We start from the raw sequence: 24,645 nt of genomic DNA, 5'->3' as shown, positions 1-24,645 counted from the left end.
AGATGGCCATGCCGCTCCGTCAGACCATCAGGGTCGGGACGTACCTCTTTGAACAGAAGCTCCGCAAGCGTGAGAAGTTCCCGCTCATCGTCGAGCTGGAACCGCTTTTCGCCTGCAATCTGAAATGCGAGGGGTGCGGGAAGATCCAGCATCCGGCCGGGGTTCTGAAGCAGCGCATGCCGGTCGCGCAGGCGGTGGGGGCGGTCCTGGAGTCCGGGGCGCCGATGGTCTCCATCGCGGGCGGCGAGCCACTGATGCACCCTCAGATCGATGAGATCGTGCGCCAGTTGGTGGCGAGGAAGAAGTACGTCTTCCTCTGCACCAATGCGATGCTGCTGCGGAAGAAGATCGAGAACTTCACCCCTTCCCGGTACTTCGCCTTTGCCGTGCACATCGACGGGCTGCGCGAGCGGCACGACGAATCGGTCGCCAAGGAAGGTGTCTTCGACGAGGCGGTGGAGGCGATCAAGGAGGCCAAGAAGCGCGGTTTCCGGGTCACCACCAATTCGACCTTCTTCAACACCGACACCCCGCAGACCGTCATCGAGGTGCTCAATTACCTCAATGACGACCTGAAGGTGGACGAGATGATGATCTCGCCCGCGTACGCGTATGAGAAAGCGCCCGACCAGGAGCACTTCCTCGGCGTCGAGCAGACCCGCGAGCTGTTCAAGAAGTCCTTCGCCGGCGGCAACCGGCGACGCTGGCGGCTCAACCACTCGCCGCTCTTCCTCGACTTCCTGGAGGGCAAGGCCGACTTCCCCTGCACGGCGTGGGCGATCCCCAACTACTCGCTCTTCGGCTGGCAGCGCCCCTGCTATCTGATGGCCGACGGTTACGTCCCCACCTACCGGGAGCTCATCGAGGAGACCGACTGGAGCAAGTACGGCCGCGGCAAGGACCCGCGCTGCGCCAACTGCATGGCGCACTGCGGCTACGAGCCAACCGCCGTCCTCGCCACCATGGGCTCCCTCAAGGAGTCTCTGCGGGCCGCCCGCGACACCGTCTCGGGAAACCGCGGGTGACGTCATGTCCCAAGGAGAGCCAGTAGCGCTGGGGCTCCCGGAGCTGCCGGCCCGGCCGATCGCGATGCGCCGCACCTCGCGGCGCATCCACGTCGGGCCGGTCGCCGTCGGCGGGGACGCGCCCGTATCGGTGCAGTCGATGACGACCACGCGCACCTCGGACATCGGGGCGACGCTGCAGCAGATCGCCGAGCTGACCGCGTCGGGCTGCCAGATCGTACGGGTCGCCTGCCCCACCCAGGACGACGCGGACGCGCTCGCCACCATCGCCCGCAAATCACAGATCCCGGTGATCGCCGACATCCACTTCCAGCCGAAGTATGTCTTCGCGGCCATCGACGCCGGGTGTGCGGCGGTCCGGGTCAACCCGGGCAACATCAAGCAGTTCGACGACAAGGTCAAGGAGATCGCCCGAGCCGCCTCGGACGCGGGGATTCCGATCCGGATCGGGGTGAACGCCGGATCGCTGGACCGGCGGCTGCTCGCCAAGTACGGAAAGGCGACACCGGAGGCGCTGGTCGAGTCGGCGCTGTGGGAGGCGTCGCTCTTCGAGGAGCACGGCTTCCGCGACATCAAGATCTCGGTCAAGCACAGCGACCCGGTCGTCATGGTCAACGCCTACCGGCAGCTCGCCGCGGCCTGCGACTATCCGCTGCACCTGGGGGTGACCGAGGCGGGGCCCGCGTTCCAGGGGACGATCAAGTCGGCCGTCGCCTTCGGGGCGCTGCTCAGCGAGGGAATCGGGGACACCATCCGGGTCTCGCTCTCCGCACCGCCCGCCGAAGAGGTCAAGGTCGGCATCCAGATCCTGGAGTCGCTCAATCTGCGCCAGCGCCGCCTGGAGATCGTCTCCTGCCCGTCCTGCGGACGGGCCCAGGTCGATGTGTACAAGCTCGCCGACCAGGTCACGGCAGGCCTTGAGGGCATGGAGGTGCCACTGCGCGTCGCCGTCATGGGGTGTGTCGTCAACGGTCCCGGCGAGGCGAGGGAAGCGGACCTCGGCGTGGCGTCGGGCAATGGGAAGGGTCAGATCTTCGTGAAGGGCGAGGTCATCAAGACCGTGCCCGAGTCGAAGATCGTCGAGACCCTCATCGAAGAGGCGATGAAGATCGCCGAATCCATGGAGGACGCGGGGACGGCCTCGGGTCCGCCCGCCGTCACCGTGAGCTGAACCAGCAAGTGAAGGGGGTCCGACCGTGACGATTCTTGAGAACATCCGGGGGCCGCGCGATCTGAAGGCGCTGACCGATGCGGAACTCGAAGAACTCTCCGAGGAGATCAGAGAGTTCCTGGTGCAGGCGGTGGCGAGGACGGGCGGCCACCTGGGACCGAACCTCGGCGTGGTGGAGCTGACCGTCGCCCTCCACCGGGTCTTCGACTCGCCCGTCGACCGCATCCTGTGGGACACGGGGCACCAGAGCTACGTACACAAACTGCTCACCGGCCGGCAGGACTTCTCCAAGCTGCGCGGCAAGGGCGGGCTCTCCGGCTATCCCTCGCGCGAGGAGTCCGAGCACGACGTCATCGAGAACTCCCACGCCTCCACCGTGCTCGGCTGGGCCGACGGCCTTGCCAAGGCCCATCAGGTGCTCGGCAGCAGCGGTCATGTCGTCGCGGTCATCGGGGACGGCGCGCTCACCGGCGGCATGGCCTGGGAGGCTCTCAACAACATCGCAGCGGCCAAGGACCGGCCGCTGATCATCGTCGTCAACGACAACGAACGCTCCTACGCGCCGACGATCGGCGGGCTCGCCAACCACCTCGCCACACTGCGTACCACCGACGGCTACGAGCGGGTGCTGGCCTGGGGCAAGGACGTCCTCCAGCACACGCCCGTCGTCGGCAAGCCGCTGTACGAATCGCTGCACGGTGCGAAGAAGGGCTTCAAGGACGCCTTCGCGCCACAGGGGATGTTCGAGGATCTGGGCCTGAAGTACGTCGGCCCCATCGACGGTCACGACATTGCCGCCGTCGAGTCGGCGCTGCGCCGGGCGAAACGCTTCCACGGCCCCGTCCTGGTGCACTGTCTGACCGAGAAGGGCCGCGGCTATCAGCCCGCGCTGGAGGACGAGGCCGACCGCTTCCACACGGTCGGCATCATGGATCCGCTGACCTGCGAGCCGCTCGCACCGTCCAACGGCCCTTCCTGGACCTCGGTGTTCGGGGACGAGATCGCCGAGATCGGCGCGCAGCGGCCGGACGTCGTGGCGATAACGGCCGCGATGCTGCACCCCGTCGGTCTGACGAAGTTCGCCGAGCGCTTCCCCGAGCGGGTGTGGGACGTCGGGATCGCCGAGCAGCACGCCGCCGTGTCCGCGGCCGGGCTGGCCACCGGAGGCCTGCACCCGGTCGTCGCCGTGTACGCCACCTTCCTCAACCGGGCGTTCGACCAGTTGCTGATGGATGTGGCCCTGCACAAGTGCGGAGTGACCTTCGTGCTCGACCGCGCCGGCGTCACCGGCGTCGACGGACCCTCCCACAACGGCATGTGGGACATGTCGATCCTCCAGGTCGTCCCCGGACTGCGGATCGCGGCGCCGCGCGATGCCGACCGGCTGCGCCAGGAGTTGCGCGAGGCCGTCGAGGTCGGTGACGCGCCCACCGTGCTGCGCTTTCCGAAGGAGTCCGTGGGCGAACCGGTCGAGGCGATCGGCCGGATCGGCGGGATGGACGTACTGCACCGGGACATCGAGCCCGAGGTGCTTGTGGTGTCCGTCGGCGCCCTGGCGTCGGTCTGTCTGCAGGCCGTGGAACTGCTCCGGGGGCGCGGCATCGCATGCACCGTCGTGGACCCGCGCTGGGTCAAGCCCGTCGACGAACAGCTCGCGCCGCTCGCCGCCCAGCACCGGCTGGTGGCCGTGGTCGAGGACAACAGCCGCAACGGCGGCGTCGGTTCGGCCGTCGGGCAGGCACTGCGGGACGCGGACGTCGATGTGCCGCTGCGTACCTTCGGCATCCCCGAGCAGTTCCTCGCGCACGCCAAGCGCGGCGAGGTGCTCGCCGACATAGGGCTCACGCCGGTGGAGATCGCGGGACGGATCAGCGCTGCCATGGCAGTCAAGGAGAACGGTCAATGAGCAAGGAGTTCGACCTGGCCCAGCTGCTCGCCGAGCGCGGAGGCGAGCGCTACGAGCTGCACGCCAGACATCTCAACCACCAGCTGCCGCGCATGCTGCACACCATCGGCTTCGACAAGGTCTACGAGCGGGCCGAGGGCGCGTACTTCTGGGACTCCGAGGGCAACGACTATCTCGACATGCTCGCGGGGTTCGGCGTGATGGGGCTCGGCCGGCACCACCCCGTCGTACGCAAGGCGCTGCACGACGTCCTGGATGCCTCGCTGGCCGACCTCACCCGTTTCGACTGCCAGCCGCTGCCGGGACTGCTCGCCGAGAAGCTGCTGGCGCACAGCCCGCACCTGGACCGGGTGTTCTTCGGCAACAGCGGTACGGAAGCGGTGGAGACCGCCCTCAAGTTCGCCCGGTACGCGACCGGGAAGCCGAGGGTCATCTACTGCTCCCACGCCTTCCACGGGCTCACCACCGGGTCCCTGTCGGTCAACGGCGAGGCGGGCTTCCGGGACGGATTCGCGCCGCTGTTGCCCGACACCGCTGTCGCCATGGGCGATCTGGCCGCGCTGGAGCGGGAGTTGAAGCGCGGCGATGTGGCGGGGTTCGTCGTGGAGCCCGTCCAGGGCAAGGGGGTGCACGCGAGCCCGCCCGGATTCCTGTACGCGGCACAGGAGTTGCTGCACAGGCACAAGGCCCTGCTGATCGCCGACGAGGTGCAGACCGGCCTCGGCAGGACCGGCGACTTCTACGCCTACCAGCACGAGGAAGGGGTCGAGCCGGATCTGGTCTGTGTGGCGAAGGCGCTCTCGGGCGGATACGTACCGGTCGGAGCCACCCTAGGGAAGGACTGGATCTTCAAGAAGGTCTACTCCTCGATGGACCGGGTCCTTGTGCACTCGGCGAGCTTCGGGTCCAACGCCCAGGCGATGGCCGCCGGGCTCGCGGTGCTCTCGGTGATCGAGGACGAGCAGATCGTCGCCAACGCCAGGGTGACCGGAGAGCTGCTTCGCTCCCGTCTTGCCGCGCTCGTCGACCGCTATGAGCTGCTGCACGAGGTGCGCGGTCGGGGCCTGATGATCGGCATCGAGTTCGGCCGGCCGGACTCGATCAAGCTGCGCAGCCGCTGGACCATGCTGCAGGCGGCCCGCAAGGGTCTGTTCGCCCAGATGGTCGTTGTGCCGCTGCTGCAGAAGCACCGGATCCTGACCCAGGTCTCCGGCGACCATCTGGAAGTGATCAAGCTGATTCCGCCGCTGACCATCGGGGAGCCGGAGGTGGACCGGTTCGTGGAGGCGTTCACGGCCGTGATGGACGATGCCCACGGCGGGGGCGGACTGATGTGGGACTTCGGCAAGACCCTGGTCAAGCAGGCCGTCGCGAACCGCTGAGCCTGTTTGCCTCTGGGGCAAGAAATTTGCCTCAGAGGCAGTCTCCTGGCGCAATGGACGCATGACCATTCCTGCCGCAGGGGCGGCTGACGGGCTGCCCGACGTCGCGCCGCGGCTGCGCGATCTGCGCCGCCGCCGCGGTCTGACCCTGGAGGCCGCCGCCGAGCGCGCGGGGCTTTCCCCCGCCCATCTGTCGCGGCTCGAGACGGGCCGCCGCCAGCCCTCGCTGCCGATGCTGCTCGGCCTCGCCCGCATCTACGGTACGACGGTCGCCGAACTCCTCGGCGAGTCGGCGCCCGAGCGCGAGCCGATCATGCGCGCCGGGCACACGGAGCCCTCGTCGGCCGACGGCTGGACCTACCACCGGGCCGGGGGCCCCGGCCGGGCCATGCAGGCCCTTCGGGTGGTGGTGCCGTACGGATCCCAGGGCGATCTGGTGCGGGTGCACCCGGGCGAGGAGTGGCTGTACGTCCTCGAAGGGCGGCTCCGGCTGGCGCTCGGGGACGCCGTGTACGAGCTGAGCCCCGGGGACAGCGCGCACTTCGACTCAGGGACCCCGCACCGCATCGCCGCGGCCACCCGCGAAGGGGCCGAGCTCCTGTTCGTCCATACGCTGCTGCAGAGCCCCGACATCCATCCGCATGTCTGACACACGCGAAAGGCCCGCCATGTCCCAGCACAACGAAGAGGGGAAGTTCCCCCGAGGGCTCGTGATCCGCCTCTTCGCTTATCTGGTGGCGGGCCATCTGTTCGCCGCGTTCCTCTATCTGCTGTTCACGCTCGGCGGCAAGGGGTAGCCGCCGTGGCTCACGCCTCGTCGAGGAGACGCTCGCGCAGCCGCTCCCGGGTCTCGGCGCTCACCTTCAGGCCCTCGCTGAGGTAGCGCTCGGTGTCGCCCCAGGTCTGCTGGATCGTTTCGAAGGCCGCGTTCAGATACTCCGCGCGCGCGTCGAAGAGCGGGGCGAGCAGTTCCATCACTTCGGGGGACATCGCGGCCGGAGAGTTGTCGCCGCGGCGTACCAGGTAACGGCGGTGCGGGTCATTGGACTTGAGGTAGTCCGCTTCAATGGCGTCCCGTTCGACACCGACCGCGAGCAGCGAGACCGCTATGGACAGACCGGCGCGGTCCTTGCCCGCCGCGCAGTGCATCAGCGCCGGAACGCTGTCCTCGGCCAGCGCGTGCAGGACCCTGCTGTGCTCGGCGGTGCGCTCCTTGATGATCCTCCGGTACGACGCCGACATCCGGCCGGCCGCCTTCCCGTCCGCGAGGATCGAGCGCAGCTGGTCGAGGTCGCCGTCCCGGACCATCTTCCAGAACTCCGCGCCGTCGGCCGGGTCGGTGAGCGGCAGATTCACATTGCGCACGCCGGGCAACTCGACGTCCGGGCCCTCAAGGCGCATGTCGGCCGCATTGCGGAAGTCGAAGATCGTGTGCAGGTCAAGCGTGGCGAGGAACGAGGTGTCCGACTCGGTGGCGTGGGCCAGATGACCGCTGCGGAAGAGCCGGCCGTGCCGCACCCGCCTGCCCTCCACGGTCGGCAGGCCGCCCACATCACGGAAATTGCGCACTCCGGTCAGCTCGGGCTCTGTCGAGGGGGCCTGCGGCAGTTGCTGCGTCACGTGGGCTCCTGAGGTGACTGCCGTCGGCGCTCCTCGCCGACGATGGCGCTTTCCCGACGATACGACATCGCTTTAGCGGGCAATCATTTCGATCTGTCGCCTCAAGGGCGTTGCACGGGCGGCGACTCCCGTCGGATGATGTTCGGGCCTGTGCGGACCTGTGAGTATCTGAGGGGCCGGGATGATCGAGAGCGTTGGCAGCGGACGTACGTGGGTCCTCTCCGGACCGACGAGCAGTTACGCACTTCACCTCACGGACGACGACGAACTGCTCCATCTGCACTGGGGGCCACGGATCGCGGGCGCCGACGCCGAGGCGCTCGCGGCACAGGGTCCGCCGCCGTACTGGCCGTTCGAGTCCCGGCTAGACGGGCACGAGGAGTATCCGGTCGAGGGCGGCCCCCGTTTCGTACGCCCGGCGCTGTCCGTCCGTACGGCCGAGGTGCGCGGCACCGAGTGGACCTTCCACCGGGCCGCGGTGGACGGCGACGAGCTGCGGCTGCGCTTCACGGACGCCGTGCACGGACTCGCTCTCACCCTGCACCACCGGATGCGCGACGACGCCGATGTGATCGAGCGCTGGGTCACCGTCGCCCATGAGGGCGAGGGACCCGATCTGGAGCTGCTGAGGGCCGATGCGGCCGCCTGGACGCTGCCGCAGCGCGACGGCTGGCGGCTCAGCCGGCTGCACGGCCGGTGGGCCGCCGAATCCCTGCTCGTACGGTCGGAACTGACATACGGGGAGAAGGTGATCGGCAGTCGCCGCGGCCACACCGGGCATCAGCATCTGCCGTGGGTGGCGCTGGACGCCGAGGAGGCCACCGAGGAGCACGGTGAGGTGTACGGCGTGGCGCTCGGCTGGTCCGGATCGTGGCGGATCTGCGTACAGCAACTGCCCGACGGTCTGGTGCAGATCACCGGTGGGGCGGGCTACGACGACTCAGGGCTGCTGCGGCTCGCGCCCGGGCAGTCCTACACCTCGCCCGTCTTCGCCGGGCTGTGGAGCAGCGGCGGCTTCGGCGGTGCCAGCCGGGCCTGGCACGCCTGGCAGCTGGCACACGTCATTCCGGACGCCGCGACCGAACGGCCGGTCCTCTACAACTCCTGGGAGGCCACGGGCTTCGACATCTGCGAGGAGCAGCAGCGGGCCCTCGCGCATCGGGCCGCAGCCATGGGCGTCGAGCTGTTCGTCGTCGACGACGCCTGGTTCGGGCGGCGCACCAGCGACCGCGCCGGCCTCGGCGACTGGACCCCCAGCGCCGAGCGCTTCCCGAAGGGCCTGGGCCCGCTCGCCGGTGAAGTGCACGCGCTGGGCATGCAGTTCGGGATCTGGGTCGAGCCGGAAATGGTCAACGCCGACAGCGATCTCTACCGGGCGCACCCCGACTGGGTGCAGCACCATCCGGGCCGCGCCAGGACCGAATTCCGCAATCAGCTGGTGCTGAATCTCGCCCGCCGGGACGTGCAGGACTATCTGTGGGAGCAATTGGACACCCTGCTGACCAATGCCCCCATCGACTATGTGAAGTGGGATTTCAACCGCTGTTTCACGGACGCGGGCTGGCCCGGTGAGGAGTACCCGCAGAAGCTGTGGGTCGAGCATGTCCACGCGCTGTACGCACTGCTGGACCGGCTGCGGGCCGCGCATCCCTGCGTCGCCTTCGAGTCCTGCTCGGGCGGCGGCGGCCGGATCGACCTCGGCATCCTCGCGCGTACCGACCAGGTGTGGACCTCGGACAACACCGACCCGCTGGACCGGCTCGCCATCCAGCGGGGTTTCACCCAGCTGCACCCGGCTCGGGTCATGGCCGCATGGGTCACCGACAGCCCCAATGTCCAGCTCAACGGCCGCATCAGTACGCTGCGTTTCCGCTTCGTCAGTGCGATGGCCGGGGTGCTCGGGGTCGGCGGCGACCTCACCGAGTGGACCGACGAGGAGCTCGCAGAGGCGCGCGGCTGGGTGGAGCTCTACAAGGAGATCAGGCCGCTGGTGCAGCACGGCGAGCTGTACCGGCTGCGCGCGCCCGAGGGCGGGCTCAGTGCCGTCCAGTACGTACATGGCGAGGAGACCGTCGTCCTCGCCTGGCTGCAGGCGCAGCACTACGGCGAACAGCCGCCGCGGCTCAGGCTGCGCGGTCTCGATCCGGCGGCGGTCTACGAGTGCCCGGACACCGGAGCCGAGCATCCTGGGTCGCTACTGCTGCACCACGGGCTGCACACCGGACTCAAGGGTGACCTGGACGCCACGGTGATCCGGCTGCGGCGGCTCGTGCGGAGGCAACCGTGACGGAGAGGTCCGGAGAATACGCCCGAAAAGGGACAATCAGCCGCCGCGGAATTTCTCGGTAATGGTGGATCCGAGGGAAAAGTGAGCCTGATCGGTCGATAGTCATCAAATGGTGCTTCTGTCCGAATTGGACGGTTCGGTATAACCTGCCCCGTCTGCAATGCAGATGGGGCATGCCTCGTGAGCAGGATCATATTTGTGACGGTGTGTGGCGGCGTGACGGTTGCGAAATCCGTTGCCTGACAGGGCAGGGAAGATCATTGATTGACGGAGCGTAACGGGAATTCTCCGGCGATATCACGCCGGATGGTGATCCGTAATTGCGGTCGCTTGTTCCGGTCGGCCCGGCTCGTTTACGTTCACCGCAATCCGGACGGACCGCCAAATCCTGCCGCCGCCCGGAATTCGAACCCACCCACGCGTGGCAGGAGCGGGGGACCCAGGTAGTACGCCGATTCCGCACTTGTGGAACGGCTCGGGGTTAAGCAGCGCAACCGCGCGGCCGGGCATCTCCAGCCCGAACCCGACAGCTCACCTCGCCGGCGCCGGAGAGGAAAGCGCCATGCCCGCAAAGGGTAAGCACCGCCGTCCCAAGACCAGCCCGATCACCCGCGGTTTCGTCGCAGCGGGCACCAGTGGCGCCGCCATCGCGATCCCGCTCATGGGTGCCACCGGGGCCCACGCCGCGGGCAAGACCGCCCCCGTCGCGACCTCGTCGCACACGACCGTGACCGCCACCGCGGCACCGGCCGCGTACAAGGCGCCGCACAAGCCGGCCGCCGCACCCACGACGTACTCCGTCGTCGCCGGCGACTATCTCTCCAAGATCGCGGACGAGCACAATGTCCGCGGTGGCTGGAAGAAGCTGTACCAGGACAACCGCGAGCGGGTCGGTGACAACCCCTCGCTGATCCACCCCGGCCTCAAGCTCACCCTCGGCGCCGCCTCGAAGGCCAAGGCTCCCGAGAAGTCGCAGCACCGCGAGAAGAGCCAGGCCCGGTCCGCTGCCAAGACCGCGTCCAAGCCCGCTGCCAAGACCGCTGCCAAGGTCTCCACGGACTCCGGCTCGGCGAAGAGCGCCCCGCAGACCAGCAGCTCCGGCTTCACGACCCCCATCGACGGCGCGACCGTCATCACGCCGTACCACCTCGCCGGGTCGATGTGGGCCAGCGGCTACCACACCGGTGTGGACTTCGCCGCCTCCACCGGCACCACGGTCAAGGCCGTCGGCCCGGGCACCGTCGTCTCCGCCGGGTGGGGCGGCGCGTACGGCAACGAGGTCGTCATCCAGCACAGCGACGGCAGCTACTCGCAGTACGCCCACCTCTCCGCCCTGGCCGTCTCCGCCGGCCAGAGCGTGAGCGGCGGCCAGCAGATCGGCCTCTCCGGCTCCACCGGCAACTCCACGGGACCGCACCTGCACTTCGAGATCCGCACCGGCCCGAGCTACGGCTCGGACATCGACCCGCTGGCCTACCTGCGCCAGCACGGCGTCACCGTCTGACGCCCGTCCGACGCGGCGATCACGTCCCGGTCCCCTCGTGCCGCAGCGGCGGCGCGGGGGGATCCGGCGTATTCCGCCGTGGACAATCTTGAGCGGTGGCAAAGATCACCCCTCGTCAACCCCTCCTTACGGTCGCGTAGGTCACATCCGTAAGGGGAGGATCAGTACTTGTGGCAGACGATTCGAGAACAGAGAACAGCGGCGGATTCGGGTCGTACGCGGCGATCGGTGACAGCTTCACCGAAGGCGTCGGCGACCCGGGCCCCGACGGGATGTACGTCGGCTGGGCGGACCGGTTCGCGGTGCTGCTCGACGACCGGATGCCGGAGCACACCTTCAGGTACGCCAACCTCGCCGTGCGCGGGCGCCTGCTCGACCAGATCGTCGAGGAACAGGTGCCAAGGGCGATGGAACTGGCCCCGGACCTGGTGACGTTCTGCGCGGGCGGCAACGACATCATCCGGCCCGGCACCGACCCGGACGACGTGGCCGAGCGCTTCGAGCGCGCGGTCGCCGACCTCACCGGCGCCGTCGGGACGGTCATGGTGACCACCGGCTTCGACACCCGCGGGGTGCCGGTGCTGCGCCATCTCCGCGGCAAGATCGCCATGTACACCGCGCATGTACGGGCCATCGCCGACCGCTACGACTGTCCCGTACTCGATCTGTGGTCGCTCAGGTCCGTCCAGGACCGGCGCGCCTGGGACGCCGACCGGCTCCATCTGTCCCCCGAGGGGCACACCCGGGTCGCGCTGCGCGCAGCCCAGGTCCTCGGCATCGAGGTGCCCGCCAACCCCGACCAGCCGTGGCCGCCGCTGCCGCCCCGTGGCACGCTCGAAGTGCGCCGCGACGACATCCAGTGGGCGCGGGAGCATCTGGTGCCGTGGATCGGCCGCCGGCTGCGCGGTGAGAGCTCCGGCGACCACGTGGAGGCCAAGCGGCCGAATCTGCTGCCCCTGTGACAGCGGCGGGGTGAAGCGCCCCGCGGGGTCGGCCCGGCGGCCCCGCGGCTCGGCGGCCGTTTGTCAGGTCTGAGCCGCCAGGAGTTCCGGCGCGCCGATCAGCGCCGTACTGCCCTCGCCCGTACAGGCGTGCGCGCCCGCCAGCGCGCCGAGCCGGGCGCTCTGCTCCAGATCACGGCCCGCCAGCCGCCCGTAGAGAAAGCCGCAGACATACGCGTCGCCCGCGCCGTTGGAGTCCACCACCCGGGCGGGCGGCGCCACCGCGGGGACCGGGCGGGGGGTGCTGCTGCCGTCGCGGGTCAGGAGATACGAGCCTCCCGCACCGGCCGTCGCGATCACGGCCTCGGCCCGTCCGTCGCGCAGGATCTCCCGCATCACCGACGCGATCCGCTCGCCCGCGCCCGCCGCACTGAGGAAGACCAGGTCCGAGCGGAGCGCGAACTCCCGGTGGTGGTCGGCCAGTCCGTCCCAGTCGTGCAGATCGGTGGAGACCGGGACGCCCAGCTTCTCGATGTCGTCGTACAGGAACCGAGCGAAGTTCACGATCGAGAGATGGACATGGCGGGCCCGGCGCAGATGGGGAAGGTAGACCTCGCGCGGCATGCGCAACTCCTCAGGATCACGGGCGTCGTAGAACGACATCCGGCGGCCCGAGGGATCGACGAGATTGACCGCGCGCCGGGTACCGGCCGGGGAGATGAGCGGCTCGAAGTCCACCCCGCCGGCGGCGAGCCGGTCCTGGACCTGGCGTCCGGGCCAGTCGTCGCCGATGTAGTCGAGCAGCGTGACCTTCAGTCCCAGTGCCCGGCAGCCGAGTGCCACATTGCCGCCGGTGTGGCCGGGCCATTCGCGGATCGGGCCGACGCCGACGGAGTCGGCGAGCGGAACCGGCAGGGAGTCGACGCGGACGACCGTGTCGACGCCGCTGCCGCCGACGACCAGCACATCCTGTGTGTTGTAGGGGAGTTGACCGGTCTGCTGATGCTGCGACAGATGAGACACAGTCGCCCAGTATGACTGCCCAGCCGGTTCGGCGTACCGGCGGGCGGGTCAGCGGGCGGCGGCTGTCAGCGCCTCGCGTTCCACGCCGAGCTCACGGGCGAGGGCCTCGTCGGTCCACTCCAGCATCGCGGCACGGGAGAGCGACCCCGCGTACGAGGTCATCTGCACGGCGAGCCCGTCCAGAAACGCCGTCAGCCGCCAGGCCGTTGCCGCCGGGTCCTCGCACGGGAACTCGCCTGCCGCCGCGCCCTCCGCGATGACCTCGGTCAGTGCGGCCTTCCACTGCTGGTCGAGATCGCGGGCCACCTCGCGCAGGGCGGGTTCCCGCAGCGCGGCCGCCCAGCCCTCGATCCACAGGCGCCAGCCCTTGGCCGTCCCCGTCGGCGCGTACCAGCGGACCGCGGCGCGCAGCCGGCGCAGCGCCGTGGTGCGTCGGCCGAGCAGTTTGCGCAGATGGGCGAGATCGCCGTCTGCGGCATACGCGAAAGCCGCGGCGACGAGTTTCTCCTTGGTCGAGAAGTGGTAGAGGACCAGGGCGTTGCTCACCCCCAGCGCGGAGGCGACATCGGCGATGCGTACGGCCGCCACGCCGTGCTCCTCGATCTGCTCGACGGCGGCGCCGAGCAGTTCCTCACGCCTCTCCGCCACGTTCAACCGGACTCTGGCCACGTGCTCACCCTACACAGCCGATCTTGGACGCGGCCCGTACACCGTGTGCGTCGAGTGCGAGCGCCCCGCCGGGGTGCACGAGCAGGGGATTCACCTCCAGTTCGGACAGCTCGGGATGTTCGGCGGCGGCCCGGGAGAGGGCGCACAGGGCGGCCGCCGCGGCGTCCAGATGTACGGGCGGACCACCACGCCAGCCGGTCAGCAGCGGTGCGTGCCGCAACGAGAGCAGCAGGGCACGGGCCCGTTCGGGAGTGAGCGGGGCGAGGGCGACGGCTGTGTCCGCCAGGAGTTCGGCTGTTACTCCGCCGATGCCGGCCATGGCGACGGGACCGAAGGCCGGGTCGTGCCGTACGCCGACGATCAGTTCGACGGCGTTCGCAGGTTCCGCCATCACCTCCACCGCGTACCTCTCGGCACCGGTGGCGGCCCGCATCCGCGCGAACGCGGCCCGCAGCGCGCCCTCGTCGGCGATGTTCAGGGCAACGGCGCCCGCCTCGGTCTTGTGGGCCGGCCCCATCGCCTTGAGGACGAGCGGATACCCGGTGTGTCGTGCGGCTTCGGCGGCTTCCGCGGCGCCCTGGACGAACTCCGCGTCGGGGAAGGCGAGTCCGTACGAGGCGAGCAGCTCGCGCACGGTCTCGTATCCTCCGTCGGGCACGGAGTACCGGGCCGCGGGCGGGAGCTCCGGTGGGGGCGGCGGCACCAGGTGCCGGCACCTGGCCACGGCGGCGAGGGCGGTCGCCGCCTGCTCGATGCGCTCGTAGACGGGTATGCGCCCCTCCCGCAGGACGGCCAGGGCGGGGGTGTCCCGGGCCATGGTGTGGACGACGAGGGTACGGCCCGAATCCCTTGCGGCGTCCACGAGTTCACGGGCCACGGCGCACTCGCGGTCGGTCTGGGCGGGATTGGCGGTGGCGTAGTCGCCGAAGTATCCGGTGAGGACGACGGCATCGGCGTCGCCGCTTTCGAGGAGCGTGCGCGCGATGCGGGCGTAACTTCCGAGGTCGGCCTCACCGGCGCCCGCGAGATCGACGGGGTTGCCGGGGGTGCCGCGCTCCGCGCGGGCGGTCAGATGCCGGGCGACCGCGGCGGCGGTGCCGGCGGAGAGCGGCGGTATCCCGAGCCCGCGAGCGGCGAACGTATCGGCGGCAAGGGCGCCTTGCCCGCCGCTGTCACCGACGAGGGCGACCCGGAGTGGTGTGCGATGCGGGACCGCGTCCGCCGGCGCGCCGGAGGTTGGCGCGTTCCCGCCGACGGGGTCTGCTGCCGGGTGGGCGGTCCCCGGATGTCCGGGCGAGGGGTCAGGTGCCGCGTGAGCCGCCTCCGGCGGACTGGCGACGGGCTTCGCCGTCGCGCCGCACGCATCGGCTGGGGTCGTGGCGGGTTGCGCGGGCGCCTGCGGCGAAGCTGGTGGGTCAACCACGGTTTCTGCCGCCGCATTTGACGTCCCGGCAGGGACTCTCGCTGCATCCGTCGCCGCGCGGCGCACCACCGGCTGCGCCGCAGGATCCGGCGCACCCGGTGCGGGCACGCCGGACAGCAGCAGAACCGCCGTGTCCACCAGTTCCCCCGCCGTGTTCAGCAGGAGCGCGCCCGCGTCGTCGCAGACCGCCTCCACCGTTGCGCGGGCGCTCACCAGCGCGCCCGTGTGCGAGGCCGCCGCACGGCCCGAAGCCGCGCTCGCGCCCACCGTCAGCAGCAGCACCGGCTTGCCCGCCTCGCTCGCCGACGCGAGGACGTGGGCCAGTCTGCGGCCGTCGCGGAAGTCCTCCACGTACGCGGCGATCACCCGCGTCGGCTCGTGTGCGATCAGCGCCTCCAGGGCCTCCGCCGCGTCGATGTCCCGCTGGTTGCCGAGCGAGACGAAGCGCGAGAAGCCCTGACCGGCGCGGGCGAGCAGGCGGCCGATCTCCAGGGCCAGGTTGCCGCTCTGCGAGACCAGGCCGACCCCGCCCGCGGGGAACTCTCCCCAGCTGAGCCGCAGTTCGCTGGTGGTGTCGACGATGCCCATGCAGTTGGGGCCCAGCAGCCGTGCCCCGTGCGCCCGGACCAGCTCGGCCAGTTCGAGTTCCTCGGCGGCGCTCGTACCGCCCGAGGTGATCACCGTGAAGCAGCGCGCTCCCGCCGTGAGCCCCTCGGTCACCACGGGCCGCACCTGCTGCGGTGGGACGGCGACGACCACATGGTCCGCGGGTCCCGGCAGCGCGGCGAGGCCGGGGAGGAAGGGCACCCCGTCCAGTGCGCCGGCGCGCCGGTTGACGAGGTGGACCGTGCGGCGGGCGCGCCCGGCGAGCGCTCCGGCCGCGAGCCAATAGCCCCACTTCTGCGGATTGTCCGAGGCGCCGACGACGGCCACCGACCGCGGGTCGAAGAGGGCGTCGAGCGACGTCGTCATCTGTACCGGCCGAAGCGCTCGGCGATGACCGGCAGCCGGTCGGCGACGATGGCATGGGCGGCGGCGCGCGGGGTCGTCCCGTCCGCCTCGGCGCGCGCCAGCATCTGGCCGATCAGCGCCCGCATCGAGCGGCGGGTGTGGGCGAACGCCTCGTCCGCGTCGGCGTCGATGTCCCCGAACAGCGTCCACCACCACCATGCGTTGGTACCGGAGTTGACGACGACATCGGGCAGCACGGTGATCCCGCGCCGCGCGAGCATCTCCTCGGCGTCCGGCAGCACCGGCATGTTCGCGGCCTCGACGACGAGGCGGGCCGTGATCTGCGCCTGGTTGGCCGTGTCGACGGCGTACGAGACGGCCGCGGGGACAAGCACGTCCGCGTCGACGGACAGCCAGGCGTCGCCCGGCAGTTCCAGGTCACCGGGCCGAAGGGCGCTGCGGTCGACGGTGCCGTACGAGTCCCGCGCGGCCAGCATCACGTCGACGTCCAGGCCGTCCGGGTTGGCCACGGTGCCCTTGATGTCGGCGACGGCGACGATCTTCAGCCCGGCGCGGGCGAGGAAGCGGGCACTCGCGCCGCCCATGGTGCCGAGTCCCTGGACACAGACGCGCGTTCCCTCGTACGGCACCCCCGCCCGGTCGAGCGCGGCGAGGACCGACTCGGCGACGCCGCAGCCGCCGACCAATTCGTCGAGGCCGATGCCGTCGACCTCCACGGCGAAGGCGTCCGCGAGCCGCTTGCGCGCGGAGGCCTCGTCGTCGAGGAGGTGGTAGACGGCCTGGATGGAGGAGACGAGACCGGCCTCCTCGGCGGCGCGGTCCACGATGTCCTGGGTGAGGCCGAGGTCCTCGCCGGTGGTCCACATCGTCTCGAGGTACGGCCGCACGGCACGCAGATAGCGCACGAGGATCCCGTACGCCCGCGGGTCCTGCGGGTCGCAGTCGATGCCGCCCTTCGCGCCGCCGAGCGGGATGTACCGCCCGTCGGGGTTGTAGTGCAGGGCTTCCTTCATCGTCATCCCGCGGGCCAGCCCGGTCACCTCCTCCAGCGTGCAGCCCTCGCGCATGCGCAGTCCGCCGCTGGACACCCCGCGCACGAGCCGGTCGATCACCAGATGGCCCTGGCGCCCGGTGACATGGTCGGTCCAGGTGAGCGACAGCAGGGGAGTGGTGGTCATCGGGCGGTCTCCTCGGGAACGGTGATCACGGTGGGGCCCGGGGTGGCCAGGGCCCGGGCGAGAGCGGTGGCGAGCGCGCCGGGGGTGGGGGCGTGCACCCCGTGCCCGCCGTAGGCGCGGGCGAGGGCGGGCAGATCGACGGGCGCGAGGTCGACGGCGGCCGGTTCGTCGCCGCGGGCGGCCATCTCGTCGCGGATCTCCCCGTACCCGCCGTTGTCGAACACCACGACGGGAAGGGGCAGTTGGAGCTGGGCGGCGGTGGCGAGCTCCTGCACGGAGAACTGCAGCCCGCCGTCCCCGCTGAGCGCGATCACCTGGCGGTCCGGGTGCGCGGTCTTCGCGCCGATCGCGGCGGGCAGGGCGTAGCCGAGGGTGCCGAATCCCGTGGGGTGCAGATAGCGGGCGCCGGGGCCGATGGGCAGATGCGGCAGGGCCCCGTAGTAGCAGCACTGGGCGCTGTCGGAGGTGATGACGGCGTCGGCGTCGAGGACGCCGCGGATCGCCCGGAGGTACGGCAGCCAGCGCGCGTCCCGCTCCCGGGTCTCTGCGTCCCGCGCGAGACGCAGAGCGGCGACCTCCTCGGCGGCACCGGGCGAGCCGTCCCCCGCGTCGTCGGCTCCGCTCCCCGCATCCCGTACGAGACACAGATCCACGGCACGCGGCGGACGCAGCGCGGTGACGATTCCCCCTGCTCCCCGGCCCGCTCCGGCGTCCCTGCACGCGGCCAGCAGTGCGCCGAGCACCTGCTGCGCGTCGCCCACCAGTGCGACGTCCGCAGGGAGCGCCGCGTACATCTGCGCCGGGTCCACGTCGACACGCACCAGCGTCCCGCCCAGCGGCGGCGGCTCCGACCACAGGTCGGACTCGGCCAGTTCGGTTCCCACCGCCAGCACCACATCGCGTTCGGTCAGCCACTTCTGTACTGCCGGGCTGTGCAGCGAGACGCCCAGCGACAGCGGATGGGACTCGTCCACGATCCCCTTGCCGTTGGCGGTGGTGACGACGGGTGCGCTCAACTCCTCTGCCAGAGCGAGCAGTTCACCCGCCGCGCCGCGTGCCCCGCCACCCAGCACGAGCGCGGGCCGGCTCGCCGTGCGCAGGGCCTCGGCGGCCTCCCGCAGCCCGGTGGCAGGGGGGATCAAGGTCCCGGCCGCCGGGGCGCCGCGTACCTCACCCGCCTTCTCCGCGGTCTCCAGCAGATCGAGCGGAATCTCGATGTGCACGGGCCGCGGCCGCCCGGTGGCGAAGAGCGTGAACGCCCGCGCGACCGCGGCGCCGATCTCGTCGGCCGTCGACACCCGGTGGCTGAACGCCGCGACGCCCCGCAGCGCCTCGGTCTGGCTGCGCATCTCGTGCAGCAGGCCGGTCGACTGGCGCGGGTGGCGCAGTGGCATCCCGGGCGAGACCACGAGCAGGGGCACGCTGTCGGAGTACGCCTGGCCGACCGCCGCCGCGATGTTCAGCAGGGCGGGTCCCGTGGTGGTGATCGCGATCCCGGGGCGCCCGCTGACCCGGGCGTACGCATCGGCCGCGTATCCCGCGCCCTGCTCGTGACGGGGCGTCACATGGGCGATTCCGTAAGCGTCGAGATGCCGGTAGATCTCCAGGTTGTGCGTGCCCGGAATGCCGAAGGCCTGGGTGACGCGGTGCGCCGCGAGTGCCCGGACGGCGGCTTCGCCGCCCGTCACAGCCGTGGACGCCATGTCACATGCTCCTGGAGATGATCAGCCGCATGATGTCCGAGGTGCCTTCCTCGATCTCCTCCAGCTTGGCGTCCCGCATCCACTGCTCCACGGGGAACTCGCGGGAGTACCCCCATCCGCCCAGCGTCTGGACCGCTGCCCAGGTGCAGTACGCGGCCGTCTCGGAGGCCGTCAGTTTCGCCATCGCCGCCTCGGTCGTCGCGTCGAGACCGGCGTCCAGCCGCTTGGCGGCCCGCCAGGTCATCAGCCGGGCCTGCTCGATCCGAGTGCGCATGTCGGCGAGCCGGAAAGCCACGGCCTGGTGCTCGATGATCGGCTTGCCGAACTGCAGCCGGGTCTTGGCGTAGTCGCGTGCGTACTCGTACGCCGCGCGGGCCACGCCCGTCGCCGCCGCGCCGAGCACCGCGCGCGAGATGTCGAACGTCCGCATGAGGCCGTGGAAGCCCTCGCCCTCGCCGCCGAGCCGGTCGGCCTCGGGCACGAAGGCGCCGGAGAAGAAGATCTCCCGGCAGACGATGGCCCGCTGGCCCATCTTGCGCATCGGCTCGCCGAAGCTGACCCCTTGCGTGCCCTTGCGGAAGAGGAAGGCACTGACCCCGCGAGAGCGCTGCGAGGGGTCGGTCTTGGCGAAGACGACGTACTGCTCGGCCTCACCGGCGTTGGAGATCCACGCCTTCTGGCCGCTCAGCAGATAGCCGCCGTCGGTCCTGGTGGCCGTCGTCACGATGGAGGCGGCGTCCGAGCCCGAGCCCGGCTCGGTGGTCGCCAGGGCGGTCATCGGGGTGTCCGGGCCTGCGAGCGGCGTGAGCCAGGTCCGCTTCTGCTCCGCGCTGCCGAGGGCGAGCAGCGGGTCGGCGAAGAAGCCGTTGGAGCAGAGCAGATTGCCGATGCCGAGATCGCCGACGCAGAGCTCCTCCTGGACGAGGACTTGCGTGAACACGTCGGTGTAGCCGCCGCCTCCGTACTCCTTGGGGAGCATGAAACCCGTGATGCCCACCTTGGCGGCCTTGCGCCACAGATCCCATGGTGTCTCGGTGTCCGCCTCGTCCACCGCGCGCGCCCGAGGCCGGATCTCCTCGCGGGCGAACGCGCGGCTGACGTCGACGATGTCGCGCTGTTCGGTCGTGAGCGGGACCAGCTCGGTGGGGAGCTCGGACATGGTGCCTCCAGGCACGACGAGGACGGAGTAACTGAACCGTCAGTCAGTATCTGGAGGCGTGGGCTCCCGTGTCAACATGATCGTCAACATGCCCGGCGCGGTGCCCCGCCCGATGGTCCGCCCGGCGGACCGGGCGGCTGTACGGGCGGCGAACGGGCAGGGCGAGCCGGCGGTCAGACGGAGGCTGACCCCGGCACGGCCCCGCGGGCCTCGATCTCGCAGTGGTCCTTGAACCCCTGGCTCGTCAGACCGAGCGCCGAATTCATCCGCGAGCGCAGGTTCTCCACCGCCACGATCGCCGTGAGCTCGACGAACGCGGCCTCGCCCAGCGTCGCGAGCAGCCGCCCGGCCTGCTCGTCCCCGACCTCGGGCGGATTGGCGGTCATCGCCTCCGCGTACTCCATGACATCGCGCTCCAGCGCGGTGTACGCGTCGCTGTCGCGCCACACCGGCACATCGTGCACCTTGCGCACGTCCATGCCGCGCTCCCGGCTCACCCAGTGGCCGAAGTCCATGCACCAGCTGCAACCGATCGACGCGGCCGACGCCATCTCGGCCAGCGCCTTCAGATCCGCGTCGAGGTGCTTCCACTTCGCCACCGACTGCTCGAAACGCAGATCGCTCCAGAGCACCCGTGGGTTGTGGGCCAGCGCACGGGCGGGGTCGAGCACCATTCCGTACACGCGCCGGGAGTACCGCTCGGTGAGGCGGAAGAGCAGCGAACGGCGCGGGGTGAGGGAGATACGGGCCATGACGGGCCTCCTGAGCTGTGGACGGTGTCCTTTCACGCCTACGACGGACGGGGTGTGGCCAGACGTGACATCTGGAACCGCGGCCGGGAAAAGATCTTCAGGAACACCCGCACCGGGACGGGCGTTGCCTGGTCATGACGGAAAGCGCGCGGCAGGACGCCTTGCTCAGGCTGGTGGCCGAACACAAGGGCGGGGTGCTGGTCACCCTCAAGCGGGACGGCAGGCCCCAGCTCTCCAATGTGAACCACTTCTACTATCCGCAGGAGCGGACCATCAGGGTGTCGCTCACGGACGGCCGCGCCAAGACCGCGAACCTGCGCCGCGACCCCCGCGCCTCGTACCACGTCACGAGCGGGGACCGCTGGGCCTGGACCGTCGCCGAGGGCACCGCCGAGCTCTCCGCGGTCGCGGCCGATCCGTACGACGAAACGGTCGAGGAACTGATCACGCTCTACCGCGACGTCAGCGGCGAGCACCCGGACTGGGACGACTACCGCAGTGCCATGGTCCGCGACAAACGTCTCGTGCTCAGGCTGCGGGTGGAACGGGCATACGGCCAGCCCCGAGGCTGACCGCTGTCGGACCCCACGCACATAATGAAGACACCACACCGACCTCAGGAGGTGCCGTGACCGGCACTGGCCCCCACAACCCGCTGAGTTCCCGGCTGCGCGCGCTCCGGCCGGCTGCTTTCGGCGCCGACCCGTCCGGCGAGCGGTGGGAGCGGATAAAGCGCTCACCGAACTTCTCCGACGGCGTCTTCCAGAACCCCGTGGGAGCCAGGACCAGGCCGTCCGGCGGTTCCATGATCGAGTTCGCCAAGATCTACTTCCGCAAGGAGGCGCGGGCCCGCCGCTCCCCGGTCGGGCATGTGCCCCTGCATGCCACCACCCTTGCCGACCTGGCCAAACCGCCTGCCTCCGGGCTGCGGCTCACCTGGATGGGACACTCCAGCGTCCTCGCGGAGATCGACGGGCGGAGGGTGCTCTTCGATCCGGTCTGGGGTGAGCGCTGCTCCCCCTTCCCCTTCGCCGGGCCCAAGCGGCTGCACCCCGTGCCCGTCCCGCTCGCAGAGCTCGGCCCGGTCGATGTCGTCGTGATCTCCCACGACCACTACGACCACCTCGATCTGCCCAGCATCCGGGCGCTGGCCTCCACCGACACGATCTTCGCGGTGCCTCTCGGCGTCGGGGCACATCTGGAGCACTGGGGCGTGCCCGCCGACCGGCTGCGCGAGCTGGACTGGAACGAATCGGCTCAGGTGGCGGGCCTGCGGTTGACCGCGACACCTGCCCGGCACTTCTGCGGGCGCGGAATCCGCAATCAGCAGCACACGCTCTGGGCGTCCTGGGCCGTCGCGGGCCCCGAGCACCGCGTCTACCACAGCGGTGACACCGGATACTTTCCCGGCTTCAAGGACATCGGCGCCGAGCACGGCCCCTTCGACGCCACCATGATCCAGATCGGCGCGTACAGCGAATACTGGCCGGACATCCATATGACACCCGCCGAGGGCATGCGCGCCCACCTCGATCTCCAGGGCGGCGAGCCGTCCGGCGCGATGCTGCCGATCCACTGGGGCACGTTCAATCTCGCGCCGCACCCGTGGGCCGAGCCCGGCGAGGACACGGTCGCCGCGGCAGCGGCGGAAGGCGCCCGCGTCGCGCTGCCGCGGCCCGGCGAGCCCTTCGAGCCGACGGCCGAGCGTGTTCCGTCCGAGCTGTGGTGGCGCGCGGCGGCGACCGCGCCCGCCCAGGGCTGGGCCGCCTCCGGCGGCAAGGGCAGCAGCCCCGAGGTGGCGCCGACCGCCTGATCCCCGACGCCTCGCTCCCGTCGGCCCGCGGCTCCCGCCGACACACCCGGCGGGAGCCGCGTTTTCGGCCTGCCGTGCGAAGGCTCATACCAGAGCGGGAATGAATAGCGGGCAAGTTTGTCAACTGCCCTCCGCACGTGCCCTCTTGGCGACTACCGTGTGTGCCCGGTGATCCACGATGGGATTTTTCTGCGTACGCCGAGCCTATCGTCGAGCCGAAGCTGACCACTTGCATTGCAGTACGCCGATTCCTGGGGCCCCACGTACCAAGGATGCTGATGTCTCAATTACGCGCACCCGCCGCGCGGCCGGACCGCCGGGAGGGCGGGCGCCATGGCCGGCCAGGCGCACGCTCCCTGCCGTCAGCCGGAAGGTCGCAACCCGTGCCGTCGTCGCCGGAAGCCCGGATACGCCCTCAACTCCAGCGCACCGCAGTGCTGCCGGCGGCCGTCGTCGCCCTCAGCGGTGCGACTGCCGTGCTCTTCACGATCCGCGCCGCCGGGCTGCGGCCCACCGTCGAACTCTGGGCCGTACTGGCCGGTGCCGCCGTGCTCGCCATCGCCGCGGTCGCCGCGGCGGCCATCGGCGCGGACCGCACGGCCAAGTCCGTACTGGACCGCTGTGCGGCCCTGCGCCGCAACTCCGCACGCGGGCAGGCCGATCTGCAGACGGTCGTCGAACAGCTCAGACGGGGAGAGGGTCCGCCCGCGCGCCGTTCCCCCCTGCCCGCGCCCCTCGACGGCGACGAATTCGACCTGCTGACGCAGGAGCTGAGCCGCTCGCACGACGCCGCCGTGGCGGCAGTGGTGCAGGCATCCCGGCTCTCCAGCAGCGTCGGCAACGAACAGAAGGTCGAGGTCTTCGTCAATCTGGCCCGGCGGCTCCAGTCGCTGGTCCACCGGGAGATCCAGCTCCTCGACGAGCTGGAGAACGAGGTCGAGGACCCGGAGCTGCTCAAGGGCCTCTTCCATGTCGACCACCTCGCCACCCGCATCCGCAGGCACGCCGAGAACCTCGCCGTCCTCGGCGGCGCGATCTCCCGGCGGCAGTGGTCCAACCCGGTCACCATGACGGAGGTGCTGCGTTCCGCGATCGCGGAGGTGGAGCAGTATCCCCGGGTCAAGCTGGTGCCGCCGATCGACGGCACACTGCGTGGCCACGCCGTCGCCGACGTGATCCACCTGCTGGCCGAACTGGTCGAGAACGCCACCCTGTTCTCCGCCCCGCACACCCAGGTGCTGATGCGCGCCCAGCACGTCACGGCCGGACTCGCCGTCGAGGTCGAGGACCGCGGCCTCGGTATGCCGGTGGACGAGCAGAACAGGATGAACGCGCTGCTCGCCGACCCCGACCAGGTGAACGTCGCCCATCTGCTGCAGGACGGGCGTATCGGCCTCTTCGTCGTCTCGGCGCTGGCCCGCAGGCACGGCATCGCGGTACGCCTGCAGTCCAACATCTACGGCGGCGTCCAGGCCATCCTCGTACTCCCGCAGGGGCTCCTCGGCGCCGAGCCCGACGCACTCCAGCAGAACAGTGCGGCTGCCGTGTCGGAAGCCGCGGCGCGCCCGAGGGGAGAGACGAGGGGCACCCAGGCGACCGCGGCACGCCCGCCGATTCCGCAGCAGCCCCACTCCCCGCCGCAGCTGCCACAGCAGCCACACAGGCAACCGCAGCGGGAGCCGGTGTACGCCACCACCCTCGGCTCGGGCCCCCTCCCCGTGCGGGGAGAGCACGCCGACCGCCCCAACCCGGCGGCAGCCACGCCCGGTGTCGGTCGCTCGGACATCAGCCACGGGGACATCAGCCAGGGGAGCGTCAACCACGCCGGCGTCAACCACGCGGCACCCGCGCCGAGCTCACCCGCCGAGGCCCCCGATGCGGTGCGCGGCGCCATGGGCCGCCCCCAACTGCCCAAGCGCCGCAGCCAGGAACACCTCGTCCCCCAGCTGCGGGACGCCCCGGCGCCCCGCAAGGACGACGATCACGCCCTCCACGACCCGGGGCTGATGGCAGCCTTCCAGCGAGGCATCGGACTGGCAGAGTCCCAGCCCCTCGCGGACAGCGCGCCGCTGCCTGACCCGCAGCGCCACGACAACACCTCCAAGGAGTAGATCACC

General features: G+C 70.6%; 20 protein-coding genes and 1 riboswitch. Of the genes, 12 read left to right on the top strand and 8 right to left on the bottom strand.

Annotation, left to right across the window (positions count from 1 at the left end; genetic code table 11):
* Nucleotides 1–2: 2 nt before the first annotated feature.
* The 6 genes from hpnH to OHA61_RS05110 all read left to right on the top strand — a co-directional run bounded on the left by hpnH (nt 3) and on the right by OHA61_RS05110 (nt 6,281).
* Nucleotides 3–1,025 carry an adenosyl-hopene transferase HpnH gene (gene hpnH, locus OHA61_RS05135; protein WP_266483575.1) on the top strand — a complete coding sequence of 341 codons (1,023 nt, stop codon included), beginning with the start codon at nt 3–5 and terminating at the stop codon, nt 1,023–1,025.
* A 4-nt stretch (nt 1,026–1,029) separates the two neighbouring features.
* A complete protein-coding gene (ispG, locus tag OHA61_RS05130; protein ID WP_405603816.1) occupies nt 1,030–2,196 on the top strand; it encodes a flavodoxin-dependent (E)-4-hydroxy-3-methylbut-2-enyl-diphosphate synthase in 1,167 nt (388 codons plus the stop codon).
* 25 nt (nt 2,197–2,221) lie between these two features.
* The gene (gene dxs / locus OHA61_RS05125; protein ID WP_406301899.1) at nt 2,222–4,102 is read left to right on the top strand and encodes a 1-deoxy-D-xylulose-5-phosphate synthase; all 1,881 of its coding nucleotides are present in this window, start codon (nt 2,222–2,224) and stop codon (nt 4,100–4,102) included.
* Nucleotides 4,099–5,484, top strand: a complete 1,386-nt coding sequence (locus OHA61_RS05120; RefSeq protein ID WP_406301898.1) for an aspartate aminotransferase family protein — start codon at nt 4,099–4,101, stop codon at nt 5,482–5,484. The genes dxs and OHA61_RS05120 overlap by 4 nt, the downstream gene beginning before the upstream one ends.
* A gap of 61 nt (nt 5,485–5,545) precedes the next feature.
* The gene (locus OHA61_RS05115; protein ID WP_406301897.1) at nt 5,546–6,133 is read left to right on the top strand and encodes a cupin domain-containing protein; all 588 of its coding nucleotides are present in this window, start codon (nt 5,546–5,548) and stop codon (nt 6,131–6,133) included.
* Complete coding sequence (locus OHA61_RS05110; protein ID WP_406301896.1) at nt 6,126–6,281, top strand: DUF6126 family protein; 156 nt, start codon at nt 6,126–6,128, stop codon at nt 6,279–6,281. The genes OHA61_RS05115 and OHA61_RS05110 overlap by 8 nt, the downstream gene beginning before the upstream one ends.
* A gap of 10 nt (nt 6,282–6,291) precedes the next feature.
* Here OHA61_RS05110 and OHA61_RS05105 read toward each other — a convergent pair whose 3' ends face one another.
* Entirely contained in the window at nt 6,292–7,104 is an 813-nt protein-coding gene (locus tag OHA61_RS05105) for a tyrosine-protein phosphatase (protein ID WP_406301894.1), read from the bottom strand.
* Nucleotides 7,105–7,285: 181 nt separating this feature from the next.
* Between OHA61_RS05105 and OHA61_RS05100 the strand changes: the two genes are divergently transcribed.
* The 3 genes from OHA61_RS05100 (at nt 7,286) to OHA61_RS05090 (ending at nt 11,857) form a co-directional block, all read left to right on the top strand.
* Nucleotides 7,286–9,391 carry an alpha-galactosidase gene (locus tag OHA61_RS05100; RefSeq protein WP_406301893.1) on the top strand — a complete coding sequence of 702 codons (2,106 nt, stop codon included), beginning with the start codon at nt 7,286–7,288 and terminating at the stop codon, nt 9,389–9,391.
* A gap of 402 nt (nt 9,392–9,793) precedes the next feature.
* A riboswitch (cyclic di-AMP (ydaO/yuaA leader) is annotated at nt 9,794–9,949 on the top strand.
* A gap of 4 nt (nt 9,950–9,953) precedes the next feature.
* Nucleotides 9,954–10,895: a peptidoglycan DD-metalloendopeptidase family protein gene (locus OHA61_RS05095; RefSeq protein ID WP_406301892.1), complete on the top strand. Its 942-nt coding sequence runs from the start codon at nt 9,954–9,956 to the stop codon at nt 10,893–10,895.
* 170 nt (nt 10,896–11,065) lie between these two features.
* A complete protein-coding gene (locus OHA61_RS05090; protein ID WP_406301891.1) occupies nt 11,066–11,857 on the top strand; it encodes an SGNH/GDSL hydrolase family protein in 792 nt (263 codons plus the stop codon).
* 63 nt (nt 11,858–11,920) lie between these two features.
* Here OHA61_RS05090 and OHA61_RS05085 read toward each other — a convergent pair whose 3' ends face one another.
* The 7 genes from OHA61_RS05085 to OHA61_RS05055 form a co-directional block, all read right to left on the bottom strand.
* The gene (locus OHA61_RS05085; RefSeq protein ID WP_406307281.1) at nt 11,921–12,799 is read right to left on the bottom strand and encodes a carbohydrate kinase family protein; all 879 of its coding nucleotides are present in this window, start codon (nt 12,797–12,799) and stop codon (nt 11,921–11,923) included.
* Nucleotides 12,800–12,907: 108 nt separating this feature from the next.
* Nucleotides 12,908–13,528, bottom strand: a complete 621-nt coding sequence (locus tag OHA61_RS05080) for a TetR family transcriptional regulator C-terminal domain-containing protein (RefSeq protein WP_324989331.1) — start codon at nt 13,526–13,528, stop codon at nt 12,908–12,910.
* A 4-nt stretch (nt 13,529–13,532) separates the two neighbouring features.
* Complete coding sequence (locus OHA61_RS05075) at nt 13,533–15,923, bottom strand: acetate--CoA ligase family protein (RefSeq protein WP_406301890.1); 2,391 nt, start codon at nt 15,921–15,923, stop codon at nt 13,533–13,535.
* The gene (locus OHA61_RS05070) at nt 15,920–17,101 is read right to left on the bottom strand and encodes a Glu/Leu/Phe/Val dehydrogenase dimerization domain-containing protein (RefSeq protein WP_406301889.1); all 1,182 of its coding nucleotides are present in this window, start codon (nt 17,099–17,101) and stop codon (nt 15,920–15,922) included. Before OHA61_RS05070 ends, OHA61_RS05075 begins: the two co-directional genes overlap by 4 nt.
* Nucleotides 17,098–18,804 (bottom strand): thiamine pyrophosphate-dependent enzyme, encoded by a 1,707-nt coding sequence (locus OHA61_RS05065; protein ID WP_406301888.1) that lies wholly within the window; start codon nt 18,802–18,804, stop codon nt 17,098–17,100. Before OHA61_RS05065 ends, OHA61_RS05070 begins: the two co-directional genes overlap by 4 nt.
* 1 nt (nt 18,805) lies before the next feature.
* Nucleotides 18,806–19,963, bottom strand: coding sequence for an acyl-CoA dehydrogenase family protein (locus tag OHA61_RS05060; RefSeq protein ID WP_406301887.1), 1,158 nt, complete (start codon nt 19,961–19,963; stop codon nt 18,806–18,808).
* Nucleotides 19,964–20,136: 173 nt separating this feature from the next.
* On the bottom strand, nt 20,137–20,715 hold the full coding sequence (locus tag OHA61_RS05055) for a carboxymuconolactone decarboxylase family protein (RefSeq protein WP_406301886.1): 579 nt from the start codon (nt 20,713–20,715) through the stop codon (nt 20,137–20,139).
* Between the two features lie 134 nt (nt 20,716–20,849).
* Between OHA61_RS05055 and OHA61_RS05050 the strand changes: the two genes are divergently transcribed.
* The 3 genes from OHA61_RS05050 (at nt 20,850) to OHA61_RS05040 (ending at nt 24,639) form a co-directional block, all read left to right on the top strand.
* Entirely contained in the window at nt 20,850–21,287 is a 438-nt protein-coding gene (locus OHA61_RS05050; RefSeq protein WP_406301885.1) for a PPOX class F420-dependent oxidoreductase, read from the top strand.
* A 56-nt stretch (nt 21,288–21,343) separates the two neighbouring features.
* Nucleotides 21,344–22,528 (top strand): MBL fold metallo-hydrolase, encoded by a 1,185-nt coding sequence (locus OHA61_RS05045; RefSeq protein WP_406301884.1) that lies wholly within the window; start codon nt 21,344–21,346, stop codon nt 22,526–22,528.
* A 278-nt stretch (nt 22,529–22,806) separates the two neighbouring features.
* On the top strand, nt 22,807–24,639 hold the full coding sequence (locus OHA61_RS05040; protein WP_406301883.1) for an ATP-binding protein: 1,833 nt from the start codon (nt 22,807–22,809) through the stop codon (nt 24,637–24,639).
* Nucleotides 24,640–24,645 lie beyond the last annotated feature (6 nt).

The organism is Streptomyces sp. NBC_00885 (assembly GCF_045207475.1).
Lineage (GTDB): Bacteria > Actinomycetota > Actinomycetes > Streptomycetales > Streptomycetaceae > Streptomyces.
This window is presented reverse-complemented; position numbering and strand designations above follow the sequence as displayed.

Bases quoted from the DNA above. Each gene is read 5' to 3' on its own strand.
- hpnH (WP_266483575.1), top strand. From the start codon at position 3: ATGGCCATGCCGCTCCGTCAGACCATCAGGGTCGGGACGTACCTCTTT.
- ispG (WP_405603816.1), top strand. From the start codon at position 1,030: ATGTCCCAAGGAGAGCCAGTAGCGCTGGGGCTCCCGGAGCTGCCGGCC.
- OHA61_RS05120 (WP_406301898.1), top strand. From the start codon at position 4,099: ATGAGCAAGGAGTTCGACCTGGCCCAGCTGCTCGCCGAGCGCGGAGGC.
- OHA61_RS05115 (WP_406301897.1), top strand. From the start codon at position 5,546: ATGACCATTCCTGCCGCAGGGGCGGCTGACGGGCTGCCCGACGTCGCG.
- OHA61_RS05110 (WP_406301896.1), top strand. From the start codon at position 6,126: ATGTCTGACACACGCGAAAGGCCCGCCATGTCCCAGCACAACGAAGAG.
- OHA61_RS05100 (WP_406301893.1), top strand. From the start codon at position 7,286: ATGATCGAGAGCGTTGGCAGCGGACGTACGTGGGTCCTCTCCGGACCG.
- OHA61_RS05095 (WP_406301892.1), top strand. From the start codon at position 9,954: ATGCCCGCAAAGGGTAAGCACCGCCGTCCCAAGACCAGCCCGATCACC.
- OHA61_RS05075 (WP_406301890.1), bottom strand. From the start codon at position 15,923: ATGACGACGTCGCTCGACGCCCTCTTCGACCCGCGGTCGGTGGCCGTC.
- OHA61_RS05070 (WP_406301889.1), bottom strand. From the start codon at position 17,101: ATGACCACCACTCCCCTGCTGTCGCTCACCTGGACCGACCATGTCACC.
- OHA61_RS05065 (WP_406301888.1), bottom strand. From the start codon at position 18,804: ATGGCGTCCACGGCTGTGACGGGCGGCGAAGCCGCCGTCCGGGCACTC.
- OHA61_RS05060 (WP_406301887.1), bottom strand. From the start codon at position 19,963: ATGTCCGAGCTCCCCACCGAGCTGGTCCCGCTCACGACCGAACAGCGC.
- OHA61_RS05055 (WP_406301886.1), bottom strand. From the start codon at position 20,715: ATGGCCCGTATCTCCCTCACCCCGCGCCGTTCGCTGCTCTTCCGCCTC.
- OHA61_RS05050 (WP_406301885.1), top strand. From the start codon at position 20,850: ATGACGGAAAGCGCGCGGCAGGACGCCTTGCTCAGGCTGGTGGCCGAA.
- OHA61_RS05040 (WP_406301883.1), top strand. From the start codon at position 22,807: ATGTCTCAATTACGCGCACCCGCCGCGCGGCCGGACCGCCGGGAGGGC.